The sequence below is a fragment of the Anoxybacillus eryuanensis genome, from assembly GCF_051200995.1.
Taxonomy (GTDB): domain Bacteria; phylum Bacillota; class Bacilli; order Bacillales; family Anoxybacillaceae; genus Anoxybacillus; species Anoxybacillus tengchongensis.
On the sequence record NZ_JBPODS010000001.1, the window covers coordinates 97,102 to 117,593 of the forward strand.

Annotated in this window: 25 protein-coding genes and 1 pseudogene; 6 read left to right on the forward strand and 20 right to left on the reverse strand. The window is 42.3% G+C overall.

Going from position 1 to position 20,492, the window contains the following annotated elements; all coding sequences use genetic code 11:
* The first annotated feature begins 27 nt into the window (after positions 1-27).
* The gene (locus HNQ84_RS00495; RefSeq protein ID WP_435620786.1) at positions 28-1,233 is read left to right on the forward strand and encodes a nucleotidyltransferase; all 1,206 of its coding nucleotides are present in this window, start codon (positions 28-30) and stop codon (positions 1,231-1,233) included.
* Here HNQ84_RS00495 and HNQ84_RS00500 read toward each other — a convergent pair.
* Together HNQ84_RS00500 and HNQ84_RS00505 are read right to left on the reverse strand one after the other, a co-directional pair.
* A complete protein-coding gene (locus HNQ84_RS00500; RefSeq protein ID WP_183247181.1) occupies positions 1,225-2,238 on the reverse strand; it encodes a SepM family pheromone-processing serine protease in 1,014 nt (337 codons plus the stop codon). The two genes, HNQ84_RS00495 and HNQ84_RS00500, sit on opposite strands and share 9 nt — an antisense overlap.
* Positions 2,235-3,011, reverse strand: a complete 777-nt coding sequence (locus tag HNQ84_RS00505) for a patatin-like phospholipase family protein (protein ID WP_435620787.1) — start codon at positions 3,009-3,011, stop codon at positions 2,235-2,237. Before HNQ84_RS00505 ends, HNQ84_RS00500 begins: the two co-directional genes overlap by 4 nt.
* Positions 3,012-3,110: 99 nt before the next feature.
* On the opposite strand from HNQ84_RS00505, the gene ylbJ reads away from it, so the two are divergent.
* Positions 3,111-4,316, forward strand: coding sequence for a sporulation integral membrane protein YlbJ (ylbJ, locus tag HNQ84_RS00510; protein ID WP_435620788.1), 1,206 nt, complete (start codon positions 3,111-3,113; stop codon positions 4,314-4,316).
* Here ylbJ and coaD read toward each other — a convergent pair.
* The 3 genes from coaD to HNQ84_RS00525 form a co-directional block, all read right to left on the reverse strand.
* Positions 4,313-4,810: a pantetheine-phosphate adenylyltransferase gene (gene coaD / locus HNQ84_RS00515; protein WP_032101551.1), complete on the reverse strand. Its 498-nt coding sequence runs from the start codon at positions 4,808-4,810 to the stop codon at positions 4,313-4,315. The genes ylbJ and coaD overlap by 4 nt on opposite strands.
* A 2-nt stretch (positions 4,811-4,812) precedes the next feature.
* The gene (rsmD, locus tag HNQ84_RS00520) at positions 4,813-5,379 is read right to left on the reverse strand and encodes a 16S rRNA (guanine(966)-N(2))-methyltransferase RsmD (RefSeq protein WP_183247187.1); all 567 of its coding nucleotides are present in this window, start codon (positions 5,377-5,379) and stop codon (positions 4,813-4,815) included.
* 265 nt (positions 5,380-5,644) lie between these two features.
* The gene (locus tag HNQ84_RS00525) at positions 5,645-6,973 is read right to left on the reverse strand and encodes a hypothetical protein (RefSeq protein WP_183247189.1); all 1,329 of its coding nucleotides are present in this window, start codon (positions 6,971-6,973) and stop codon (positions 5,645-5,647) included.
* Between the two features lie 143 nt (positions 6,974-7,116).
* On the opposite strand from HNQ84_RS00525, the gene HNQ84_RS00530 reads away from it, so the two are divergent.
* On the forward strand, positions 7,117-7,506 hold the full coding sequence (locus HNQ84_RS00530; protein ID WP_032101595.1) for a DUF7147 family protein: 390 nt from the start codon (positions 7,117-7,119) through the stop codon (positions 7,504-7,506).
* A 29-nt stretch (positions 7,507-7,535) separates the two neighbouring features.
* Here HNQ84_RS00530 and HNQ84_RS00535 read toward each other — a convergent pair whose 3' ends face one another.
* From HNQ84_RS00535 to HNQ84_RS00565, 7 genes are all read right to left on the reverse strand, one after another.
* On the reverse strand, positions 7,536-7,802 hold the full coding sequence (locus HNQ84_RS00535) for a YlbG family protein (RefSeq protein WP_055440389.1): 267 nt from the start codon (positions 7,800-7,802) through the stop codon (positions 7,536-7,538).
* A 21-nt stretch (positions 7,803-7,823) separates the two neighbouring features.
* A complete protein-coding gene (locus HNQ84_RS00540) occupies positions 7,824-8,273 on the reverse strand; it encodes a YlbF family regulator (RefSeq protein ID WP_183247191.1) in 450 nt (149 codons plus the stop codon).
* Between the two features lie 71 nt (positions 8,274-8,344).
* Positions 8,345-8,716, reverse strand: coding sequence for a hypothetical protein (locus HNQ84_RS00545; RefSeq protein ID WP_221261004.1), 372 nt, complete (start codon positions 8,714-8,716; stop codon positions 8,345-8,347).
* Between the two features lie 32 nt (positions 8,717-8,748).
* Positions 8,749-8,991, reverse strand: a complete 243-nt coding sequence (locus HNQ84_RS00550; protein ID WP_183247195.1) for a YlbE-like family protein — start codon at positions 8,989-8,991, stop codon at positions 8,749-8,751.
* A gap of 11 nt (positions 8,992-9,002) precedes the next feature.
* On the reverse strand, positions 9,003-9,332 hold the full coding sequence (locus tag HNQ84_RS00555; RefSeq protein WP_183247197.1) for a YlbD family protein: 330 nt from the start codon (positions 9,330-9,332) through the stop codon (positions 9,003-9,005).
* A 65-nt stretch (positions 9,333-9,397) separates the two neighbouring features.
* A complete protein-coding gene (locus HNQ84_RS00560; protein ID WP_183247199.1) occupies positions 9,398-10,408 on the reverse strand; it encodes a CAP domain-containing protein in 1,011 nt (336 codons plus the stop codon).
* A 102-nt stretch (positions 10,409-10,510) separates the two neighbouring features.
* Positions 10,511-10,927: a CBS domain-containing protein gene (locus tag HNQ84_RS00565; RefSeq protein WP_183247201.1), complete on the reverse strand. Its 417-nt coding sequence runs from the start codon at positions 10,925-10,927 to the stop codon at positions 10,511-10,513.
* Positions 10,928-11,058: 131 nt separating this feature from the next.
* On the opposite strand from HNQ84_RS00565, the gene HNQ84_RS00570 reads away from it, so the two are divergent.
* A complete protein-coding gene (locus HNQ84_RS00570; protein ID WP_032101560.1) occupies positions 11,059-11,418 on the forward strand; it encodes a YugN family protein in 360 nt (119 codons plus the stop codon).
* A gap of 6 nt (positions 11,419-11,424) precedes the next feature.
* Here HNQ84_RS00570 and HNQ84_RS00575 read toward each other — a convergent pair whose 3' ends face one another.
* Positions 11,425-11,685 carry a hypothetical protein gene (locus tag HNQ84_RS00575; RefSeq protein ID WP_183247204.1) on the reverse strand — a complete coding sequence of 87 codons (261 nt, stop codon included), beginning with the start codon at positions 11,683-11,685 and terminating at the stop codon, positions 11,425-11,427.
* On the opposite strand from HNQ84_RS00575, the gene ytvI reads away from it, so the two are divergent.
* The gene (ytvI, locus tag HNQ84_RS00580; RefSeq protein ID WP_183247206.1) at positions 11,672-12,790 is read left to right on the forward strand and encodes a sporulation integral membrane protein YtvI; all 1,119 of its coding nucleotides are present in this window, start codon (positions 11,672-11,674) and stop codon (positions 12,788-12,790) included. The genes HNQ84_RS00575 and ytvI overlap by 14 nt on opposite strands.
* A 26-nt stretch (positions 12,791-12,816) precedes the next feature.
* Here the strand turns inward: ytvI and HNQ84_RS00585 are convergent, their stop codons facing one another.
* From HNQ84_RS00585 to cyoE, 7 genes and pseudogenes are all read right to left on the reverse strand, one after another.
* Positions 12,817-13,275, reverse strand: coding sequence for a DUF420 domain-containing protein (locus HNQ84_RS00585; RefSeq protein ID WP_032101562.1), 459 nt, complete (start codon positions 13,273-13,275; stop codon positions 12,817-12,819).
* A gap of 14 nt (positions 13,276-13,289) precedes the next feature.
* On the reverse strand, positions 13,290-14,159 hold the full coding sequence (gene ctaG / locus HNQ84_RS00590; RefSeq protein WP_183247208.1) for a cytochrome c oxidase assembly factor CtaG: 870 nt from the start codon (positions 14,157-14,159) through the stop codon (positions 13,290-13,292).
* Between the two features lie 83 nt (positions 14,160-14,242).
* Entirely contained in the window at positions 14,243-14,575 is a 333-nt protein-coding gene (gene ctaF / locus HNQ84_RS00595; protein WP_183241755.1) for a cytochrome c oxidase subunit IVB, read from the reverse strand.
* A 4-nt stretch (positions 14,576-14,579) separates the two neighbouring features.
* Positions 14,580-15,200 (reverse strand): cytochrome c oxidase subunit III, encoded by a 621-nt coding sequence (gene ctaE / locus HNQ84_RS00600; RefSeq protein WP_055440205.1) that lies wholly within the window; start codon positions 15,198-15,200, stop codon positions 14,580-14,582.
* Complete coding sequence (ctaD, locus tag HNQ84_RS00605) at positions 15,200-17,068, reverse strand: cytochrome c oxidase subunit I (RefSeq protein WP_183247210.1); 1,869 nt, start codon at positions 17,066-17,068, stop codon at positions 15,200-15,202. Before ctaD ends, ctaE begins: the two co-directional genes overlap by 1 nt.
* Before the next feature lie 29 nt (positions 17,069-17,097).
* Positions 17,098-18,162 carry a cytochrome c oxidase subunit II gene (gene coxB, locus HNQ84_RS00610; RefSeq protein WP_435620789.1) on the reverse strand — a complete coding sequence of 355 codons (1,065 nt, stop codon included), beginning with the start codon at positions 18,160-18,162 and terminating at the stop codon, positions 17,098-17,100.
* A gap of 87 nt (positions 18,163-18,249) precedes the next feature.
* Positions 18,250-19,101, reverse strand: a pseudogene (gene cyoE / locus HNQ84_RS00615) (heme o synthase); the annotation flags it as partial.
* 432 nt (positions 19,102-19,533) lie between these two features.
* Here cyoE and HNQ84_RS00620 point away from each other — a divergent pair.
* Complete coding sequence (locus HNQ84_RS00620) at positions 19,534-20,481, forward strand: COX15/CtaA family protein (RefSeq protein WP_435620790.1); 948 nt, start codon at positions 19,534-19,536, stop codon at positions 20,479-20,481.
* The last annotated feature ends 11 nt before the right edge of the window (positions 20,482-20,492 follow it).

Here is a 20,492-nt window from a genome sequence, read left to right on the forward strand (position 1 = left end):
TACATAAAAAAGAAAGGTGGACAACAAATGAAAGCGGTCGGCATCGTTGTCGAATACAATCCGTTTCATAACGGGCATTTATATCATGTGCAACAAACGAGAAAAAAAACGAGCGCAGATTGCGTCATTGCCGTCATAAGTAGTTCATTTACGCAACGAGGGGAACCTGCGATCGTGCCAAAATGGGAGCGCGCCCGCATGGCGCTTGCAGGCGGCGTCGATCTCGTCGTTGAACTCCCTTATTCATTTGCCGTTCAAACGGCGGAACGATTCGCCCACGGCGCTGTTTCAATTCTCGATGCGCTTTTTTGCGAGCAATTATGTTTCGGAAGCGAGCACGGAAGCATCGAACCGTTTATAAAAACAGCTCAGCTGCTCATTTATAAAAAAGAACAACATAACGAAAAAGTAAAACAATATGTACGCCAAGGCATCAACTATGCAAAAGCGTATGCGCTTGCCCTTCATGACATTGGACACGACACGCTTGACGTTTCACAACCGAACAACATTTTAGGGTTGCATTACGTCAAAGCGATTATCGAACAACGAAGCAATATAAAACCAGAGACGATTCAGCGGATCGTTGCTCACTATCACGATGAAACGCTTCCAGCAAACGATGATATTGCGAGCGCAACAAGCATTCGCCGTTTTTTACAGTCCGATCACGACGATGTCGCACGCTATGTTCCGCATACAACATATGACACGTTACAAACGTATCGCCATACGTATATGACGTGGCACGATTGGGAGAAATATTTTCCGCTTTTAAAATACCGATTATTGACGATGAATGTAGACGACATTCAGCAAATTGCTGAAGTGGAAGAAGGAATTGAATATCGACTAAAAAAAGCGATCATTCACGCCACATCATTTCACGATTTTCTTTCGGCTGTCAAAACGAAACGATATACGTGGACACGGTTGCAACGCATATGCACACATATATTAACAAACGTCACAAAAAAAGAAATGGAAAAAGCACATGAAAACAAAGGTGCGACATACGTTCGTCCGCTAGCGATGAACGAAACAGGGAGAGCGTATTTACAAGCGGTTAAAAAACAAATGGCGTTGCCACTTGTGACAAGCGTCAAACAAATGCGACACGATGCTATATATCACATCGAAAAAAAAGCGACGCAAGCTTATGTGTCTATTTTGCCTGAGCCGCTTTGGACGGAAGCGTTGCAACGTGAATACAAAACCCCTCCGTTACGATAATTTTTGTAAAAATCGAATCGCATCATCGAACGTGTCGACAGGTACAATTTTCATCTTTGTGCCGATATCTTTTGCTGTTTTGACCGCTTCTTTGTAATTGGAATGTTTCGCTCCGCGTTCGTTCGGAGCGAAAAAAATGTCCGCTCCTGCTTTATGGGCTGCGATCACCTTTTGTGAAATGCCGCCAATTGGTCCGACTTCGCCGTCGATGTTGATCGTTCCTGTACCGGCAATGCGATAGCCTTTCGTTAAATCTTGCGGAACGAGTTGATTGTACACTTCAAGCGTAAACATAAGTCCAGCAGAAGGTCCGCCAATTTGATCAGATTCAATGCGGACAGGCGGATCGGTAACGATATCGCGATCGGTCATGACGGAAAGCCCGAGACCGACGCGATGTTTTTCTTTCGGAAACGGCGCAAGTGTCAACGTCGCTGTTTTTTCTTTCCCTGACCGTTTATATGTGACGCGAATACGCTCTCCTTCTTTCTTTTCGCTAACGTATTGAATAAACTCGTCCGCTTCATTGATACGTTGTCCGTCCACTGCTACAATTTGATCACCACTTTTTAATACGTTCGCTGCCGGCATGCCGTCAACAACATACAACACATATACCCCTTTATTTCGATACGAAAACGGTTTGTTTGCTTTTTTGTAGGCAACGGCAATGGCGGTCTCTTTTGAACTTTCCATCATTTTTAATTGACGGTGTGTATATTCTTCGTCGCTTTCCCCTTCTTGTCTTACTTCATCCATTCGATATAACTCGTTATATTTACTTATATGTGCAAACGCAAACGAAAAAAGATTGGCTTGCCCCATGCGAACGGTCGTTAACATAAATTGTCCTTTTTCCTTATAACCGCCTCGTACTTCCACGAGCGGACGCAGCGGCTCCGCCGTTCCGGGCATCGTCACGTAATACGGTAAGTGAAAAAAAGTCGCAAAAGCGAGTAATAGTGCAATAATGATCGTTACTCGAATATACCGTCTTTTAGTCATTGTTTAAACCCCTTCTCTGCAAGCAATTGACGAATGATAGGAAGCTGTTGACGCGCTGCTTCCTCCCCCATTTGAATCATCTCTTTCGCATGGGTAAACGCATATGAACTGTAACGCTCAAGCGATGGCCGAATGACGACATCAGCGTGGGCGATGCGGTGGGAAGCGAGTTCCGCTTGAATAATGTCTAAACTTTGTAAAATGACATCGAAAATGGACGTGATCGTATCGTTTTTTTTCACGGAAGCGACATCGACAGCGATGACGACGTCAGCTCCCATCTCGCGTACAACGGTCGCTGGTACGCGATCGATCACCCCACCATCAACAAGAAGGCGGTCATTCAAACGTTCTGGCACAAAAATGCCGGGAATGGAAATGCTCGCGCGTACCGCATCCGCTATACTTCCTTGGCGGAACACGACTTTCTCTCCTTTTTGTAAATCGGTCGCCACAATCGCCAATGGAATGCGCGTATCTTCAATACGTTTTTGTTTTGTTATAACTGAGATGAAATGTTTAATTTGGCGCCCAGCAATGAGCCCCATTTTTGGTACGGTCCAATCGATGTAATCATTGCGCCGAAACGCTGTCGCAAGGCGATATAATCGTTCCGTTGACATGCCTGATGCGTACAACGCTCCAACGAGTGCTCCCATGCTACTTCCGGCAATCATATGAATCGGAATGTTTTCTTCTTCTAGCACTTTGATGACCCCGGCATGCGCAAAACCGCGTGCACCGCCAGAGCCTAACGCCAACCCGATTTTCATTCCCGCTCCCCCTTCCTGTTCAATACTATGGTCTAAAATGTCCACATATACTCGTATATTAAAACGAGTACGATCGGCGAATGAGGAGGCCAACGAACGATGAAAGAAAAATGGAAAACATTGCTGTTATCATCGATCATTATTTGTTTATGTATCGCATTGCTTCGCTATCCGCAACATTCATTTGAAGCAGCGGTACGCGGATTACATATGTGGTGGGATGTCGTTTTTCCTTCCCTTCTTCCTTTTTTTATTGTATCAGAAATTTTAATCGGTTTTGGTGTCGTTCATTTTCTCGGCGTATTGCTTGAGCCGTTCATGCGTCCGGTGTTTAAAGTCCCAGGCATCGGTGGGTTCGTTTGGGCGATGGGCATGGCTTCGGGATACCCTGCCGGCGCAAAACTGACCGCTCGCTTAAGACAGCAACAACAACTTTCCGCCATTGAGGCAGAACGGCTCGTTTCGTTTACAAATTCGTCTAATCCGCTTTTTATTTTCGGTGCGATTTCCGTCGGATTTTTTCATAATCCAAACATCGGTATCATTCTTGCTTTATCTCATTATCTCGGCAACATTTGCGTCGGATTCATGATGCGCTTTCACGGAAAAGATGAAAACGACGCGACGCCAAAACAAAAAAAGAGCCTTTTGCGTCAAGCGTTTCGCGCGATGCATGAAACGCGTTTAAAACATAGCCAAGCGATCGGAAAGCTGCTTGGAGATGCGGTTCGTTCCTCCATTCAAACTCTTTTAATGATCGGTGGATTTATTATTTTATTTTCCGTTTTAAATAAGTTACTTTATATTACAAACATAACGAAATGGCTCGCCGACATCGTACAACACGCCTTAGCCCTTTTTCATTTACCGAGCGAATTAAGCGTTCCATTCATCGCAGGTTTATTTGAAATTACACTCGGCAGCCAAATGACAAGCGAAGTAACAAATGCAACGCTATTACAAAAAGTCATGATCACAAGCTTTATTCTCGCTTTCGGCGGCTTTTCTGTACAAGCACAAGTCGCAAGCATTTTAGCGGAAGCTCATATTCGCTTTCAGCCGTTTTTTGTCGCTCGTATTTTCCATGGATTTTTTGCTTCTTTTTTCGCATTCTTACTTTGGGAGCCGCTTTATGTTCAGCCGCTCGAATCAGCAGAAACGTTGCCCGTTTGGCTTCCAGAAGCGACGATCCGTTGGCCGATGTTATACATACATTGGATCGAACAATATGGCTTTTTTGTGACCGCTACCGTATGCCTTTTATATGTCATTATCGCTTTCCGACGTGAAAAACCACCTGTTTAAAGGTGGTTTTCTGCATGTGCAAACTTTTTTCGAAGCGCTTCTTCCACAACTTTTGGCACAAGTTCAGAAATGTTGCCGTTATATTTCGCGACTTCTTTGACGATGCTTGAGCTTAAAAAAGCGTATTGGTTGTTCGTCATCATAAAAAACGTTTCAATTTGCTCGTTTAATACGCGGTTCATTGATGTAATTTGCATTTCGTATTCAAAGTCGGAAACAGCACGCAAGCCGCGCAAAATGGCGCTTGCGTGTTTGCTACGAGCATAATCGACAAGTAAGCCTTGATAAGAGTCAACGATGACGTTATGTAAATCTTTTGTTACTTCTTCAAGTAGCTGTACTCGCTCTTCTGTTGAAAATAGCGGTTTTTTCGATGAATTGTTTAATACGACAACATATACTTTGTCAAACACTTTCGCCCCGCGGCGAATAATGTCTAAATGCCCGTATGTGACAGGATCAAAACTTCCCGGGCATACCGCAATGCTTGCCATCTTTATTCTCCTTCCTCGTCTACGTAAGCGTAAATCGATACAGCCGTAATGCCATACGTTTCATATTTCACTTTTGTTAAACGTCCGATATGAATGGGAAGCTTGACTTCCGCATCGTGCTCCGCGACAAGAAAGCCATCCCGTTCTAAAAGCTGATGCGCATCGATCATCGCAATAAGCGCTTCCAACTTCTTATTTTTGTAAGGCGGGTCAAGAAAAATTAAACGAAATGTCAGCCCTCTTTTCATGATCGCTTTCAGGGCGCGCTCGGCATCGTTGCGATAAATTTCAGCTTGATCGGTCAAGCGGCAGGCAGCCACGTTCTTTTTCATCGTTTGAACGGCCTTCGCATCATGATCGACGAAAATGACGCGCTCTAATCCGCGACTTAACGCTTCGATGCCAAGCCCACCGCTTCCACCAAATAAATCAAGGCCAATCCCACCAGAAAAATACGGACCAATCATATTAAACATCGCTTCTTTCACTTTATCTGTCGTTGGGCGTGTCGTCATTCCTGGAACGGCTTGAAGCGGTTTTCCTTTGCACTTCCCTGATATGACTCTCATCATATTTCACCTCGCTTTTATGATCATATCATAACCGAATGGTTGGAAGGAAAAAAATGATGAACATGTATACAATTCAAAACAATGGTCATACTGATAGTAACAACATCGTTGATGATGTTGTTGCCAACCACGGAGAAGACTTACGTTCCCCATAAGTTCTTCCTCCGGTTTCTCCTCTCCCTTTTTTCCTTCTCTTTTTCGGCTTGGCTGAAAAAGAATGGAAGGAACCCTGCGGCATATGCCACAGGGCATTTTTTTTATCTTACTGACCGACTACATGTATTTCCTCGTTCGTTTCGCTAATGTAAACTGAAAACCATTTCGGAAATTCTGTCCGTTCAATATACAACATTCCATCCCATTCTTGAATGACCGCATTCGTGCTGTTTGTAAAAAAGCGCCAACGAGCACTACCTTTTTCAATAAATACCGCCTCGCCTGAACGTTGAACAGTATAGCCAAGCGTGCGCATAATCGGAACGAACGGAAATAGTTGTTGACCGTCCTTTAATAAAACATGTGCATTCGGCAATTTTACGTCATTGACGACGAGCACTTTCCGTTCTGTGAATGTCATGTACGATTGTTCATCTTGAAAAAATGTCGTATTTCCTCCATACGCTGCTCCGAGCCATTCGTCTAACTTTTTCATCGTCAACGGTTGACCAGCGTTTGCGTTGACGAGCGTCCAAAACGTTTGTTGTTCTTCTTTCGTTAATGTTTGTTGCAATTGTTGAAAAACAAGTCTTGCTTTTTTTGTCAGCGGCTCGGTTTTCGTCATGTATGAAACGAGCAAATCCCATATCCAATCAGCAACAACGCTATTTGGAAACCGTTGCTGTAACTGCACACGAACATAAGTGCGCTGCACGTTTGCCAAAGAAGAAGTATTCGGTATAATGACAAACGTCGGCGTCATATATTGCAGACGCGACGAAGTAACAATTAACGTTTGCACACCGCTTTGTTTCCAAAACGATAACGCCGTTTGATCAAGTGGCTTTGTCGCATATACGACCAAATCATCGTTAAACGTTGGACGCAACAGCTCAGATTGAAAATAAAGCGGAACGGTTTGTCCGCCTGTTTTTTCCCACATAAAAAATGAAAAAGATGGTTTATATACATAGCCAACGAGCTTCCCGTCTGCTGCCCATACCCCTTTCGGATGAACGACATCGGTCAGCGATATGTTTGTTTGTTGTGGTTGTGTTGTATGAAAACGAACGAGCCATGCTTGAACGAAAAGCGGCTCTTTTGGTTCAATCGGCACACGATACGTCAGAGAAAGCTTCCCGGTCTTCGGTGCGTCTACGACTATTTTCCCGTTTTGTCGTTTCACGCATGTTTTTTCGTTTGAGCACGAAACGTCTTTTACTTCTTTTGGCACTGTCACTTCATATGTGTCAGCAACAGCTCCGCGTATATGATGAACGACTTCAATCGTTTTTCCCGTAAATGTCGCTTCAATGTCATGTTGCAGCACCGATTGTTTTGTCGCTTCCGTATGATATTCGTCCCATTGATAATATAAAGCTCCCGCGCTAACGCCAAGAAAAAGGAGCGTTGAAATAAAAGCTACTTTCCACATACGAAGGCCCCTCATTCAGCAGTTTATACTATAACAATAGCAAAATTTCAACGCGTTGTCATACACCGTTTTCACTAATTGTCGAAAAAAGTTGAACGTGTTAAAGTAAATGAGGAGAGAAAACATAAAGTGAGGGAATGGTGATGATTCAACGTTTTATTGAATTAGGGGAAGGGTATTCTGACATTTATGAGCTCATCGAAATTGCGAAATCAAACCGTCATCGTTTGTCTGGTTTGTTTGCTTTTCATACGATGAAAGACGGCAAAGCGGTCACGTCGTTCGTCGTTGTACTTCATCCGACGGATCCTGGCGATTTTCAACCGCTATACATTTGCCGAGAAGGCATTCCACATCCGTCTGTGAAAGTGACAAAAAGATATGAGCTGTTTATCGAATTAGCAAAAGAATTAAACCGAGAAATTATTCATTTGGATGTAAAACCGTCAAGCTTTTTTGCCGACTTACAACTATACTACCAACATTTAATTGGCATTATGCGCATGAATCGGTTTATTCCGCCATTACAATAAAAAGAGGATGTCTAACTGCGACATCCTTTTTATATTCCATATTCGTATTCCTTTTCTTTATCGACTTTTGATTCAAATTCGACCTTCACGTATGGGCGATATGAAGGTTCGACGCGTTTGACGAACGGGAGCGAAGCGATTTTTTTCATCACATCTTCTACTTCGTCCATGTTGCAATATAAAACAGCATATTTTAATCGTTTCGATACGTAATGAACGTTTCCATATTTCCTCAACTGCTTACTATGTTTTAACGAATACAGCCAAACGATAATTCCTTGACGCATCGGAAACATAAAAACCCCATCCCCCTTTTCTCACTTCGTCCGACAGCCGCACGCACCGCCAGACCCGCATCCTCCCCCGCAAGATAAAGAATCAAAATACGGATTTCCTGTCGGCACTTTAATGTTTTCAGATACGGCTCGACCGATCATCGTGCTAATTTCATCTAACAGCGACTGCATTTCTTTTTCTGCTTGTTTAAACGCGGCAATCGGACCGTATAAATCCAGTTCGCGTTTCGCCTCGCGCACGAGTTTTGTCACTTCTTTGTAGTCTGGATGATATTTACCAAAACGTTGCACATCTTCGTATCGCTCTTTTAACTGAACGAACTGACGAATGAGTTGCTGCGCTTTCTCATCTTGTTGCATATGATAAAAACAGCGACGGTATTTCTCCGCCACGTCTGATTCGACAATCATTTTGCCAAGCTCTTCAGCAAAATCTAATAACTGCAATCGTTCGACCGTTGCTACAAGCACGAGCAACACCTCCACAACGTTATCATATCACGATTTCGTCCACAAAACAAATAAGTCTGGTTGCTCCAGACTTATGAGATCGTTACCGTAAATTCGTGTGAGACGTTGTATTTACTTGCATCGTTATGGACAAGCTCCAAGCGAATCGTATGTTTTCCAACAGGCAAGCCACGAATGACAAAGGCAGCCGTTGTCGTTTCGCTCACTCTTTTGCCATTGACGTAAATATGAATACGTCCTTGCCCATCTTTTTTTGGATGCGTGCCTTTCATAAAAGTAAACTCGTCGATAATGCATTCGACAAAGACGTTATTTCCTTTCACATGATGTTTCACAAATAACGTTTGTTTCTGTTCAGCAAAAGTAACTAGGTGATGAGTAGACATAAACGTCGAAAACAACAGCGCAACACATAAAAAAAAGAAGCGCAACACTTTCACCATCCTTTCGTAGTGATAGTGTTTGCGTTTCTCGTCTAATTATGAGTGTCCTTCATTAGTTTCATCATCGCCATCATCATTTTTGCCATTTCGATCGTTTGAACGACCCGTTCCACTTTATGCGGTAGCGTCTGTTTATAATAGTGACGCATTTGTTTTTCCATTTCTTTTATATCCATCGGACGTCTTGCTAGTCGTCGATACCATGTCGGTTGTTCACGTAAAAATTGATGGAGCTTTGGCTTTGCTATAATGTATTCGTATACGTCTTTTCTCATCACATATCCCCTTAATCTTTTCGAAACGAAAATGGATCTTTCTTCGTCTGCTGCATTTGGCGGACGACCTCTTGAATAGACATAATCGCTTGTTGAACATTTGTAATGTACGTTTGAAGCTCGTTGACGTCAAGATGTTTGACGTAACTTGCTAGCTTTTGTATAAGATCTCCTTGCTCTTGTTTGCCCCCGCTTGATCGATATTCATCCCACATGTCATCGTCTTCGCCGAATACGTACCAATCGTTGTATAGCTGTTTCCACGTTTTTTTTCCTTGGCGCACCTCTTCAATTAACTTTGGATGTTTTTTCACAAACTGTTTAAATTGTTCAATGGACATATCGGTCGCTCCTTCCTTGTTTGTTTGCCTATCATATATTACGACCGAACAGCCAATGCGTGCGCCTATTTTGGCTCGGAAAAAGGGCGAATAAAGTTTTGCGTATAATAACGTTTATATACACCAACGCCTAAATGCGTCAATTCTCCATTTAACAACGTTTGCCGATGACTGCGGCTGTTGAGCCACGCTTCGACGACTGCTGGCGCATCGACATATTCCGAGGCAATATTTTCCCCTGCTAATTCAAAACGAACGTTTGCTTTTGTTAGTCGTTGCTTTAAATCGCCATTTGTCGGGGATTCGTGTGCAAAAAAGTGATTTTCGGCCATATCTTTACTATGTTCATACGCCACTTTCGCTACACGTTCGTCCCATTCGAGTGGAGAAACACCGTGACGTACGCGCATCACGTTTGTAATATCAAAAATTTGTTGGGCGTTTGCTCGCTCCACTTGTGTTTCGAGCGTTTCATCCATTTCTACACTCGGCAACGGACCACGATATTCGAGTTCATATGGACGAAGCTTCACTAACGTTTCCCCGTCAACCCAGCGAATGCTTGATAATTTGCCGGTAAAACGATCAATATACAATTGCACGTACGCATCGCCAAACGAAAGAAGCGGTTGAATGAGTAAATCTTCTTCGGTCAATTGAAAGCGATATACACCGTCATCTAGTTGCACATGGATCTCATCGTGAAGCGGCATCGTTTGTAGCAGTTCGTTAATTGAGCGGTTGAACTGAAACGGGGCAACGTTCACTTCCGGTCCACACGCATAAATTGTGACGACTCGTCCATCAAGAATACCGATTTGCATATACGTTTTCGGGTGATTATATACCCACCATACGTAGCCGTAAGCGGACGGATCGATACGGGCTGGCTGTCCAAATGTTTGTTCCACTTCTTCTTCCGTCTTTCCGATCCATGCCCCTAACCCTTCTGCGACCGTTTTCTCGCTCGTTTGTTCACTCATCATGGATGTATCGTTTAACGGAGCTTGTTCATCTGTTGGTAAAAAAGAAAAAATGAAAATAAAAATAACGATAAGTGCGACTATCCAACGCATGCACCATTCTCCCTTAGCTGTTGTATATACTTCCATTATATACAGCTTGCCTACATTACAACACTAAAAAATAAGGCTATGCGAAAACATAGCCTTTACTCGTTAATGATATTGCGAAATTTCCGTTAATGCTTCTCCTGCTTGTTCATCGCTTGCTTCATGAATTGCTAAATCACCGAGCGACATCATTCCAACTAACGTATCGCCTTCTACAACAGGCAAACGACGAATTTGATGCTTTGCCATTAAACGGGCAGCTTCAGCAACAGAAGCGTCTGGTGAAATTGTCACAAGCTGTTCGCTCATCACTTCTGTGACAGCTGTCGAACCTGGCTTTTTCTCGGCAATGCCGCGTATGACTAAGTCTCGGTCTGTCACAATGCCAACGAGGCGATTTCCGTCTACAATCGGAATAGATCCGACGTTATAATCACGCATTTTTACCGCTGCTTCGTATATATTATCAAGCGGTGTACAACATTCAACGTCTGTCGTCATCATTTCTTTTACTGTTGCCATACTGATCTCTCCTTTCGCACATTAGTTTCACCAAAATCGGAACAATTATGAAGCTCGTCATTGAAAGTTATGCGCTTTCGTACTATTATTAATGGAGGAATGTTTTATTTTACATAAGGGGGACATGAACGATGCGCTTTGAAAATACAGGTATTGAAAATCAAACAGCGCCATTAACACGTTTAGACGAATTAATGGAAAGCCTCGGCTTTGTGCGTGCAGGTCAATGGGATTACGACCGTGTCACATATGACCGCAAATTTGAAATTAAAAATGATGTTTTTTATTTGCGTGTGCAAGGCTATGCCGTTGAAGGAGACGTTGGTGGTCGCCATGCGATCATTAAACTGATGAAACCGTTGCTTGGTAAACATTATTATCCACATGGTGTCGAATACGGTGAGGGCGAAAACTTCCCTTCGTCATTAGTGAACCAATGTGAAGCTCTTTTAGCAAAAGTGAAAGAAGGTCTTGCAAACATAAACGCATGAGCGCGCTCATGCGTTTTTTCCGTCAACGAGGCGACGGACATATAGATGAACGGCAAACACCTCTCTTTCTGTCATCTCGTATATATCGTCAATGACTTGTTTTTGAATGCGTTCACATAAAGCGAGCATGTTGTCATGCCTCATAAAAGAAACGGTCATATGAATCGTCAATCGTTTTTGTTGCTCGTGTAGTCTCACTTCTTCTAATATAACATCATCAAACGGTTGTACACTCATCGCAACAATCGTTATAATGGGTTTATGCATATACATCCTCCATACGATTTATGAAATGAAAGCAGGTGTCGTTTCGTTGTTTGAGAAAATTTCAAAGCGGTCCGTATACATCATTCTTATTTTACTTGCAATCGTCTTATTGACGTATTGGGTCGCTCCGATTGCTGTTCCCATTTTATTTGCGTTTATTACTGCTATTTTTTTAGAGCCCGCCGTCAAAGTGGCACAACAACGGATCGGGTTTAAACGGCAGTCCGCCACACTTCTTGTGTTTAGTTTATTTACGTTATTTATGTTTTTAAGCGGCTACTTTATTATTACAAAAATTGTGACAGAAGCATTTCATTTTTTTAAAAACTCACCTTTATACATTAATGAAATGATTGCGGGTTGGAATGAACTTGTCGCTCGTTGGTACAAGCAGACTGAAAAATTACCACCGTTTGTTGTAGCAGAATTAAGCCATCAAGTCGATTTGTTTTTAACAAAATTAAAGACGCAATTGACGGCTTCACTCAATTTGAATAAAGTCAGCGCACTTATTGCCAACGTTCCAAAATTTTTAATTAATTTTCTCGTCTATTTAATTACTTTATTTTTATTTATGCACGACTTACCGAAAATACGCGAAGCGATTTTTTCACATTTAACAGAAGAAACGAAAGAAAAAGTACATTTTATGATGTCGCGTCTATCATATGTCGTATTCGGTTTTTGGAAAGCGCAATTTCTCGTTAGCTTAATTATTTTTGCAGTATCGCTCGTTGGATTGCTGCTTATTACACCGAAAGTGGCATTATTTACTGCGTTTATCATTTGGGTGATCGACTTTATCCCAATCATCGGTTCAATTGTCATTATGGCACCTTGGGCCATTTTCCACTTCATCACAGGGGACACCGTATTAGCCACAAAACTATCGATTCTCGGCGTCATTTTACTTATTTTACGCCGAACAATTGAGCCAAAAGTCATGGGCGCACATATCGGCTTATCGCCGCTTGCGACACTTATTTCCATGTATTTAGGTGTGAAAATTATGGGCGCACTCGGGCTCATTTTATTCCCGCTTTTACTGATTGCTATAAAATCAGCGAAAGAAGCAGGTATTATTAAATTCAACTTTAAATTGTAAAAAAGAGGGTGAATCGTCACCCTCTTTTAAAATCCTAAAATCGCTTTAATGACCGATGTCGTTTCACCACCGCGATAAAACACGTATAACAACAAATAAACAGCAACGCCTGTTGTTGCGGTGAAAAACCATACAACACTTGTAATTGGACCAATTTTTTTATGGCGTACCCAATTTTTTTTCACCGCGGAAAGCAACGTCACAATGCCAAAAACGGCACCCGCAGTCGCCAAAAAAATGTGGAAAAACAAAAAGATTGTATAATATATTTTTATATCGTCCGGACCGCCGAAACTTGTATTGCCGATAAAAATCGTACGTGATAAATAAATGATGAAAAAGGCAAGCGCAAAAGCGGCAGCAAGCCACATCGTTTTTTCATGTTTCTTTACTTGCTTTTGGCGAATAAAATACCAGCCAACTGCTACAAGAATTGCGCTAATGACAATAAAGCTTGTACTAATCGTAGGTAAAATCGGTACCATAACTTCTCCCCTCTTTATTTTGTTGTTTGAACGGCGATTGTTTCCTCATCTCGTTCTTTCCGATACCATGCAATAAAAATGTAAAACAACATGACTCCATATACAATTTCTTGGATGATTTTCATTAATACACCACCGAGCTGTTGGTCGTGTAATAACGACATCGAACTAAACATTTCTGGTCCACTCAATTCAAGTGATGACAATGTGCTTTGTGGCACACAAAGCGCTAACGCATTCATCCATGCGGCAGGATCGTAATATGTGGCATATAGCGGCGTATCGGCAAAAATAATGAGCGCACATGCTGGTGTAAGCAATACGCCATCAGCAAAAATGTAGCCGATTTTTTTCAAGCCAGATAATGTGGAAAACCCTTTTACTTCGTTGACAAGCGGCCACCACATGATCATCGCTGAAATAAAAATGGCAATGGTCATGAATGCATGTAGCCACATATTTGTTTTTACAACATCGAAAATAAGAGGAACATGGTATAAAGAGAAAATACCATTAAACAAAAATAACGCAATGATCGGCTTAGTTAAAAACGTAAACGTTGAACGAATGAATGAAATACGAAAGAGCGCTTCAAACATCCACGATGGAATGCCTTTAATGAGAAGCGGCGGTACCATTAAATAAAGGACAGCCATTTGCGTCATATGCGCACTAAACATTAAATGACCTAACAAATCAACCGGAGAACCTTTACAAATGTAAAGCAAAACAATCGCCGTAACAAACAACGTTTTTTGTTTTGTCGTCGTCGGCTTGTTTGAACGGTTTACGAGCCAAAAATAGGCGATCGTCACAGCGACTAAAAAAATGAAAAAGTACGGACTCCACATCGCTTCAAAACCAAATATACTTAACGGCATCATATTCACCTCGCTTTTTTTCCGATTTTATTATACTACAAACGTAACAAACGTGAAAAGAAAAGAAGCTAGCACGTGCTAGCTTCTTAAATCCAAACGATCGTTAAAAACGCCCAAACGGTAACGAACGCTACAACGACACCACCGTATAAGAAAAGCGCTGGAAGTTCATGCCCTTTATGGCTCATATGCATAAAGTAATACAGTTGGAAAATGACTTGCACAACCGCTAACAACAAAATGAACGGTACAGCAAACCAAGCTGAAAATCCTTCATATCCAACCGCAAAAAAGGCGATCAGCGTTAAGAAAATCATTAACGTAAATGAAATGATTTGATGTTTCATTTCTTCCGCATTTTTTTTACGGCGATATTGCACATCTACTTTTGGGTTTTGTACATGTGTATGATTTGCCATACAATCACCCCACCATTCCCATTAAGTATACGACCGTGAAAATGAACACCCAAACGACGTCGATAAAGTGCCAATATAAGCTTGCGACGTAAAACTTCGGTGCATTATATAAGTTTAACCCACGTTTTGCGTTACGAACCATTAATGTAATAATCCAAAGTAAACCGAACGCGACGTGACCACCGTGCGTACCAACTAACGTATAAAACGCTGAAGAAAACGCACTTGTTGAAAATTTAAATCCTTCATGTACGTACTCTGTAAACTCGTAAATTTCGAGCGCTAAGAAGCCTGCGCCAAGCAATACGGTAATGCCGAGCCAAAGTTGCATTTTTTTGAAGTCAAAATTGCGCATATGATGCATCGCATATACGCTCGTTAAGCTGCTTGTTAGTAGTAACATCGTCGCTAAAAAGACGATTGGCATTTGGAACAATTCTTTTGCGGATGGACCGCCTGCTACAGAATCTTTCAGCGCTAAATATGTGGCGAAGAGAGAGGCGAATAATACCGTCTCTCCGCCGAGGAAAAACCAGAAACCTAAAAACTTATTTTTCCCTTCAAGGGTCGCTTTTTCAGGCTCTGCCGGAAACGTCTCTGCCGTTAATTTTTCTTCCACATGCATTATGCCCCAGCCCCCTTCTTCTCTGCTTCCATCACTTCTTCTTTATGAATGTGGAAGCCGTGGTCATCGATAATTGAACGGAAGAACATTGCACCGAGCGTAATAAGTAATCCGACGATGCCAACCGGTGTTCCCCACGCATGATCTTGATGGAACAAGAAACCGAATGCCGCTACAAATAAGCCGAGCGAAATGACAAACGGTAAAATCGATGGATTCGGCATATGAATGTCACCAAGCGGTTCAGCTGGTGTTAATCCTTTTTTGCCTTCCATTTTTTCAATCCAGTATGCGTCTAATCCACGCACAAGTGGCGTTTGCGCAAAGTTATATTCTGGCGCTGGTGAAGATACCGCCCATTCTAACGTGCGTCCATCTTCCCATGGATCGTTGCCAACGCGTTTTCCTTTTACGGTTGTAATAACAACGTTTGCTAATAGTACAATTGTACCTGCTGCCATGAAAAATGCACCAACAGTACTAATCATGTTTCCTGTTTCAAATCCTTGACCAGGCAAGAATGTGAATACGCGACGTGGCATACCCATTAGGCCAAGGAAATGTTGAATAAAGAACGTTAAATGGAATCCGATAAAGAACAGCCAGAATGTCACTTTTCCTAACTTTTCATCTAACATTTTACCGAACATTTTTGGCCACCAATAGTGAGCCCCTGCGAGTAGTGCGAATACAACCCCACCGACGATAACGTAGTGGAAGTGAGCAACGACGAAATAGCTATCATGGTATTGATAGTCTGCCGCAGCTGTCGCATTCATAACTCCTGTCACTCCACCGATAACGAACGATGGAATGAACGCTACCGCATACATCATTGGCGTCGTAAAGCGAATGCTTCCGCCCCACATCGTAAATAACCAGTTGAAAATTTTAATTCCTGTTGGAACGGCAATCGCCATTGTTGCAACTGCGAAGATGGCGTTCGCAATTGGGCCTAAACCAACAGTAAACATATGGTGCGCCCACACCATGAAGCCTAAAAATCCGATTAACACCGTCGCAAATACCATTGAAGAGTAACCGAATAAACGTTTGCGCGAGAACGTTGCGAAAATTTCTGAGAAAATACCGAACGCTGGCAATACGAGAATGTATACTTCTGGGTGACCGAAAATCCAGAATAAGTGCTCCCAAATGATCGTATTTCCACCAAGCGCTGGGTCAAAGAAGTTTCCACCGAACAAACGGTCCATCATCATGAAAATTAAACCGACTGTTAATGGTGGGAACGCGAATAAAATAAGCGCAGATGTAACAAACGTTGCCCATGTAAACATCGGCATGCGCATATATGTCATTCCTGGTGCACGCATATTAATGATTGTAACAAGGAAGTTAATCCCACCAATTAACGTTCCGAGACCAGAAATTTGTAAGCCTAACACGTAAAAGTCAATGCCGTGGGTTGGTGATGCAAGTGATAACGACGCATACGATGTCCAACCTGCATCAGGTGCTCCCCCTAAAAACCACGATAAGTTTAAAAATACACCACCGAAGAAAAATAACCAAAATCCAAGCGAGTTTAAAAATGGGAACGCTACGTCGCGTGCACCGATTTGAATCGGTACAACGGCGTTCATCATCGCAAACACGAGCGGCATCGCCGCAAGGAAAATCATCGTCGTTCCGTGCATCGTTAACACTTCATTGTAGAAACCTGCACTAATGAAGTCATTGTTTGGCACGGCGAGCTGAATGCGAATGATCATCGCTTCTAAACCACCGAGCAGGAAGAAAATTCCGCCGGCGATTAAGTACAAAATCGCAATCTTTTTATGGTCTACTGTTGTTAAGTAGTCCCAAATGACTGCGCCGACACCTTTTTTCCGAGCTAACGTACTCACAGTTTAACCTCCCTTTATCGATAATCCCCTTACTGAACAGATAATGTCATTAAGTATTTTGTTAATGCTTCAAGCTCTTCATCAGACAATGCTGGGTAAGTACCTGTCATTTTGTTGCCTGGTTTAATTTTCTCTGGATCTTTTAACCAAGCTTTTAAGTTTTCTTCATTATGTTCTAAAATGCCAGCAATACGCGAACGATCTGCAAAGCCCGCTAAGTTAGGCGCAAGGCGTGCTTGCTCTGGACGACCATCAACCGGTGTCACCGCGTGACAGCCAATACAGCTTTTGTTAAAAATTTCTTCCCCTTGCTTCACAACAGGATCTGTTGAAGCAACAGGTTTTGCATTTTTCATTTTTTCTACCCATTGATCAAACTCAGCGCGAGGAAGCGCCTTCACTTTAAAGTCCATTAAAGCGTGTGACGGACCGCAAAGCTCCGCACATTTTCCGTAAAATAGACGTCCTGCCTCTTCGGCACGTTTGTCATCAAATGTGAGGAAAAATTGGTTTGTGTTATCTGTATTTGTATCCATTTTTCCTCCAACCGCAGGTACCCAGAACGAGTGTTTGACGTCAGATGCTTTTAAGTTGAAATATACACGCTCACCTGTTGGGACAACTAAATCTTGGCTTGTAATAATGCCGTAGTCTGGGTACTCAAACTCCCACCAGTATAGGTTTGCGCGAACATTCACGACAACGACGTCGCGTTCTTTTTTGTTCATCGGTTTTACATCCGCTAGTTTAAACGTGTATAAAACCGTTGGAACAGCTAAGATGATAAGTAAAATAATCGGAATAACTGTCCAAATAATTTCAAGCGTATGGCTTCCTTCCACTTGTTTTGGAATTTTGTTTTCTTCCCCTTTACGACGGCGGAAGCGAGTCACAACGTAAAGGAAAATGATTGTTACAACCGCAATGACGATGACCATGATGGCCGTGCTGAGCAGCATAAGCTTGTACTGCATATCAGCTACTTCTCCCGCTGGTTGAAGCGTCGGCAAAAACGGCTTACCGCAACCAGCTAGCAAAAGCGCCATGGCGGATACGAGAGAAACCAAGCGCCAATTTCGTAGCCACTTCTTCATAGCCTAATCAAACCCCTCTTTCGATTATGAAATAAAGTGAAATATATACATTCTTTCTTTACAAAAAGAAAGAATTGTAAACCTTTTTTAATCAATTGTAACGATAACCATGGTGACGAATAAAATGGTCAAATAGTTTAATGAATAAATGAACATCCATTTCGCCCATTTCATATCGTCTTTCATTTTAAAGCCCGCTAATCCAAGCGCTAGCCAACCGACGTTTAACAACGTCGCAATGACTAAAAACGGAACACCTAACGAAAATAAGTAAAATGGAAGTGGTAAAAGCGCCACAATCCAAATGACGATTTGTCGTTTTGTCACCGCAAAACCGTGAACGACAGGGAGCATCGGAATGCCCGCTGCACGATATTCTTCACATCGCTTCATCGCTAGCGCCAAAAAGTGTGGCGGCTGCCATAAAAACATAAGCAAAAACAAAATAATTGGAACGACGTGGAACGTGTCATCAACTGCCGTCCAACCAATAACTGGCGGAACTGCACCAGAAATGCTTCCGATGACGGTATTAAACGTATTGCTTCGCTTAGACCACATCGTGTATAAAAAGACGTACGTCACAACACCAATCAGTCCAACGACTGCAGCAGTGACGGTTGTCATGAGCAAACTAAGCGTGCCAATAGCGACAAGAAGGATGCCGAACCAAAGCACGCGCTTCGGCTCTACACTTCCGCTTACTGTTGGACGACTTTTCGTCCGCTCCATTAAATGATCAATATCGCGATCGATAAAATTATTTAATGCGCACGAACCTGCAATGACGAGCGCAGATCCAACGAGCGCGAAAAATACAATATGCAAATTGCTTAAAAATCCTTTTCCCGTAAAATGAAAAGCTAACCAAAGTCCTGTAAATGTCGTAATTAAATTGGAGTTGACGATGCCAATTTTTACGACCGAAAGCACGTCTTTTAAAACACCTGATTGTATTTTTGTTGTTTTTACATCTTCGACTACATCCGCCATGTGCCGCCACTCCTCTCTTATGCCTTTGAAGGCGTTTCCATTATATACACGATAACGATATGTCGTCTCTGTATATTAAAGCACATTTCTTCGTCAATTTGTGAACTTTTTTTGTCTTAATTGTGTCGAATTTGTGTCAAAGCGAGATTGCTACGATGAAAACATTGAAAAATAACTGCACTTATATTTCTAGCAAACTCCATACAAATATTCAACTACATTTGTCACGTTTGCTATATTGTAAAATAATAAAACTTTGCGCTTTTCGACATTTTCCGCTAATATGAGAGTAGAATTTTTCACACGTATTTCACATTTATTATACAGTTTTTACTAGACATTGGCTATATAAAATTTTACGTTAAGGAAGTGAATACATTGCGACGGCTTTTGAAATGGTTTGCGGTAGCGACAACAATCGGCATGCTTTTCGTTTTAATTGGTGGAGCGCTTGTGACAAAAACAGGATCAGGGATGGGTTGTGGACGTTCGTGGCCGCTTTGTCACGGACAGCTTATTCCATCCAATATTACAGCAGAGTTGTTGATTGAATTAAGCCACCGTGTCGTCTCCGGCGTCGTCGGGTTGATGGTGCTCATTTTATCGATTTGGGCATGGAAAGCGATCGGACATATTCGTGAAACGAAATTTTTAGCGATCATTTCGTTCGTCTTTCTCGTCTTGCAAGGGCTAATCGGCGCCGCTGCGGTCGTTTGGGGACAATCGGACGTCGTGCTTGCGCTTCACTTTGGCATTTCATTAATTTCGTTTGCGGCCGTCTTTTTATTGACGTTGTTTATTTTTGAAGTCGATAAAAAATTTGATGCCGCATCTGTTGTGCTTGATCGCAAGATGAAATTTCATATTTACGGCATTATTGCGTATTGCTATATCGTCGTATATACAGGTGCGCTCGTTCGTCATAAACAGGCGAGTTTAGCGTGCCCGAGTTGGCCGTTTTGCGCGCAAACGCGCATATTCCCGACGCAACTACATGAATGGGTACAAATGGGGCACCGCTTTGCAGCAGGGTTATTGTTCGTTTGGATTTTAATAGCAACGATTGATGCAATGAAACGATACAAACAACAACCGATTATATATTGGGGTTGGCTGATTGCGCTTATTCTCGTCAGTTGCCAAGTCGCCACAGGAGCACTCGTCGTCTTTACGGAATTGAATTTATACGTCGCATTAGCTCATGCGTTTTTCATTTCATGTTTGTTCGGCGTGTTAAGTTACTTTGTGCTACTGGCAACGCGCAGTAAAAAAGAAAAGGAAGCGCGACATGAATCGAACGTCATTCCATCTGCCGTATTAAAATAAAAGAACGAGGG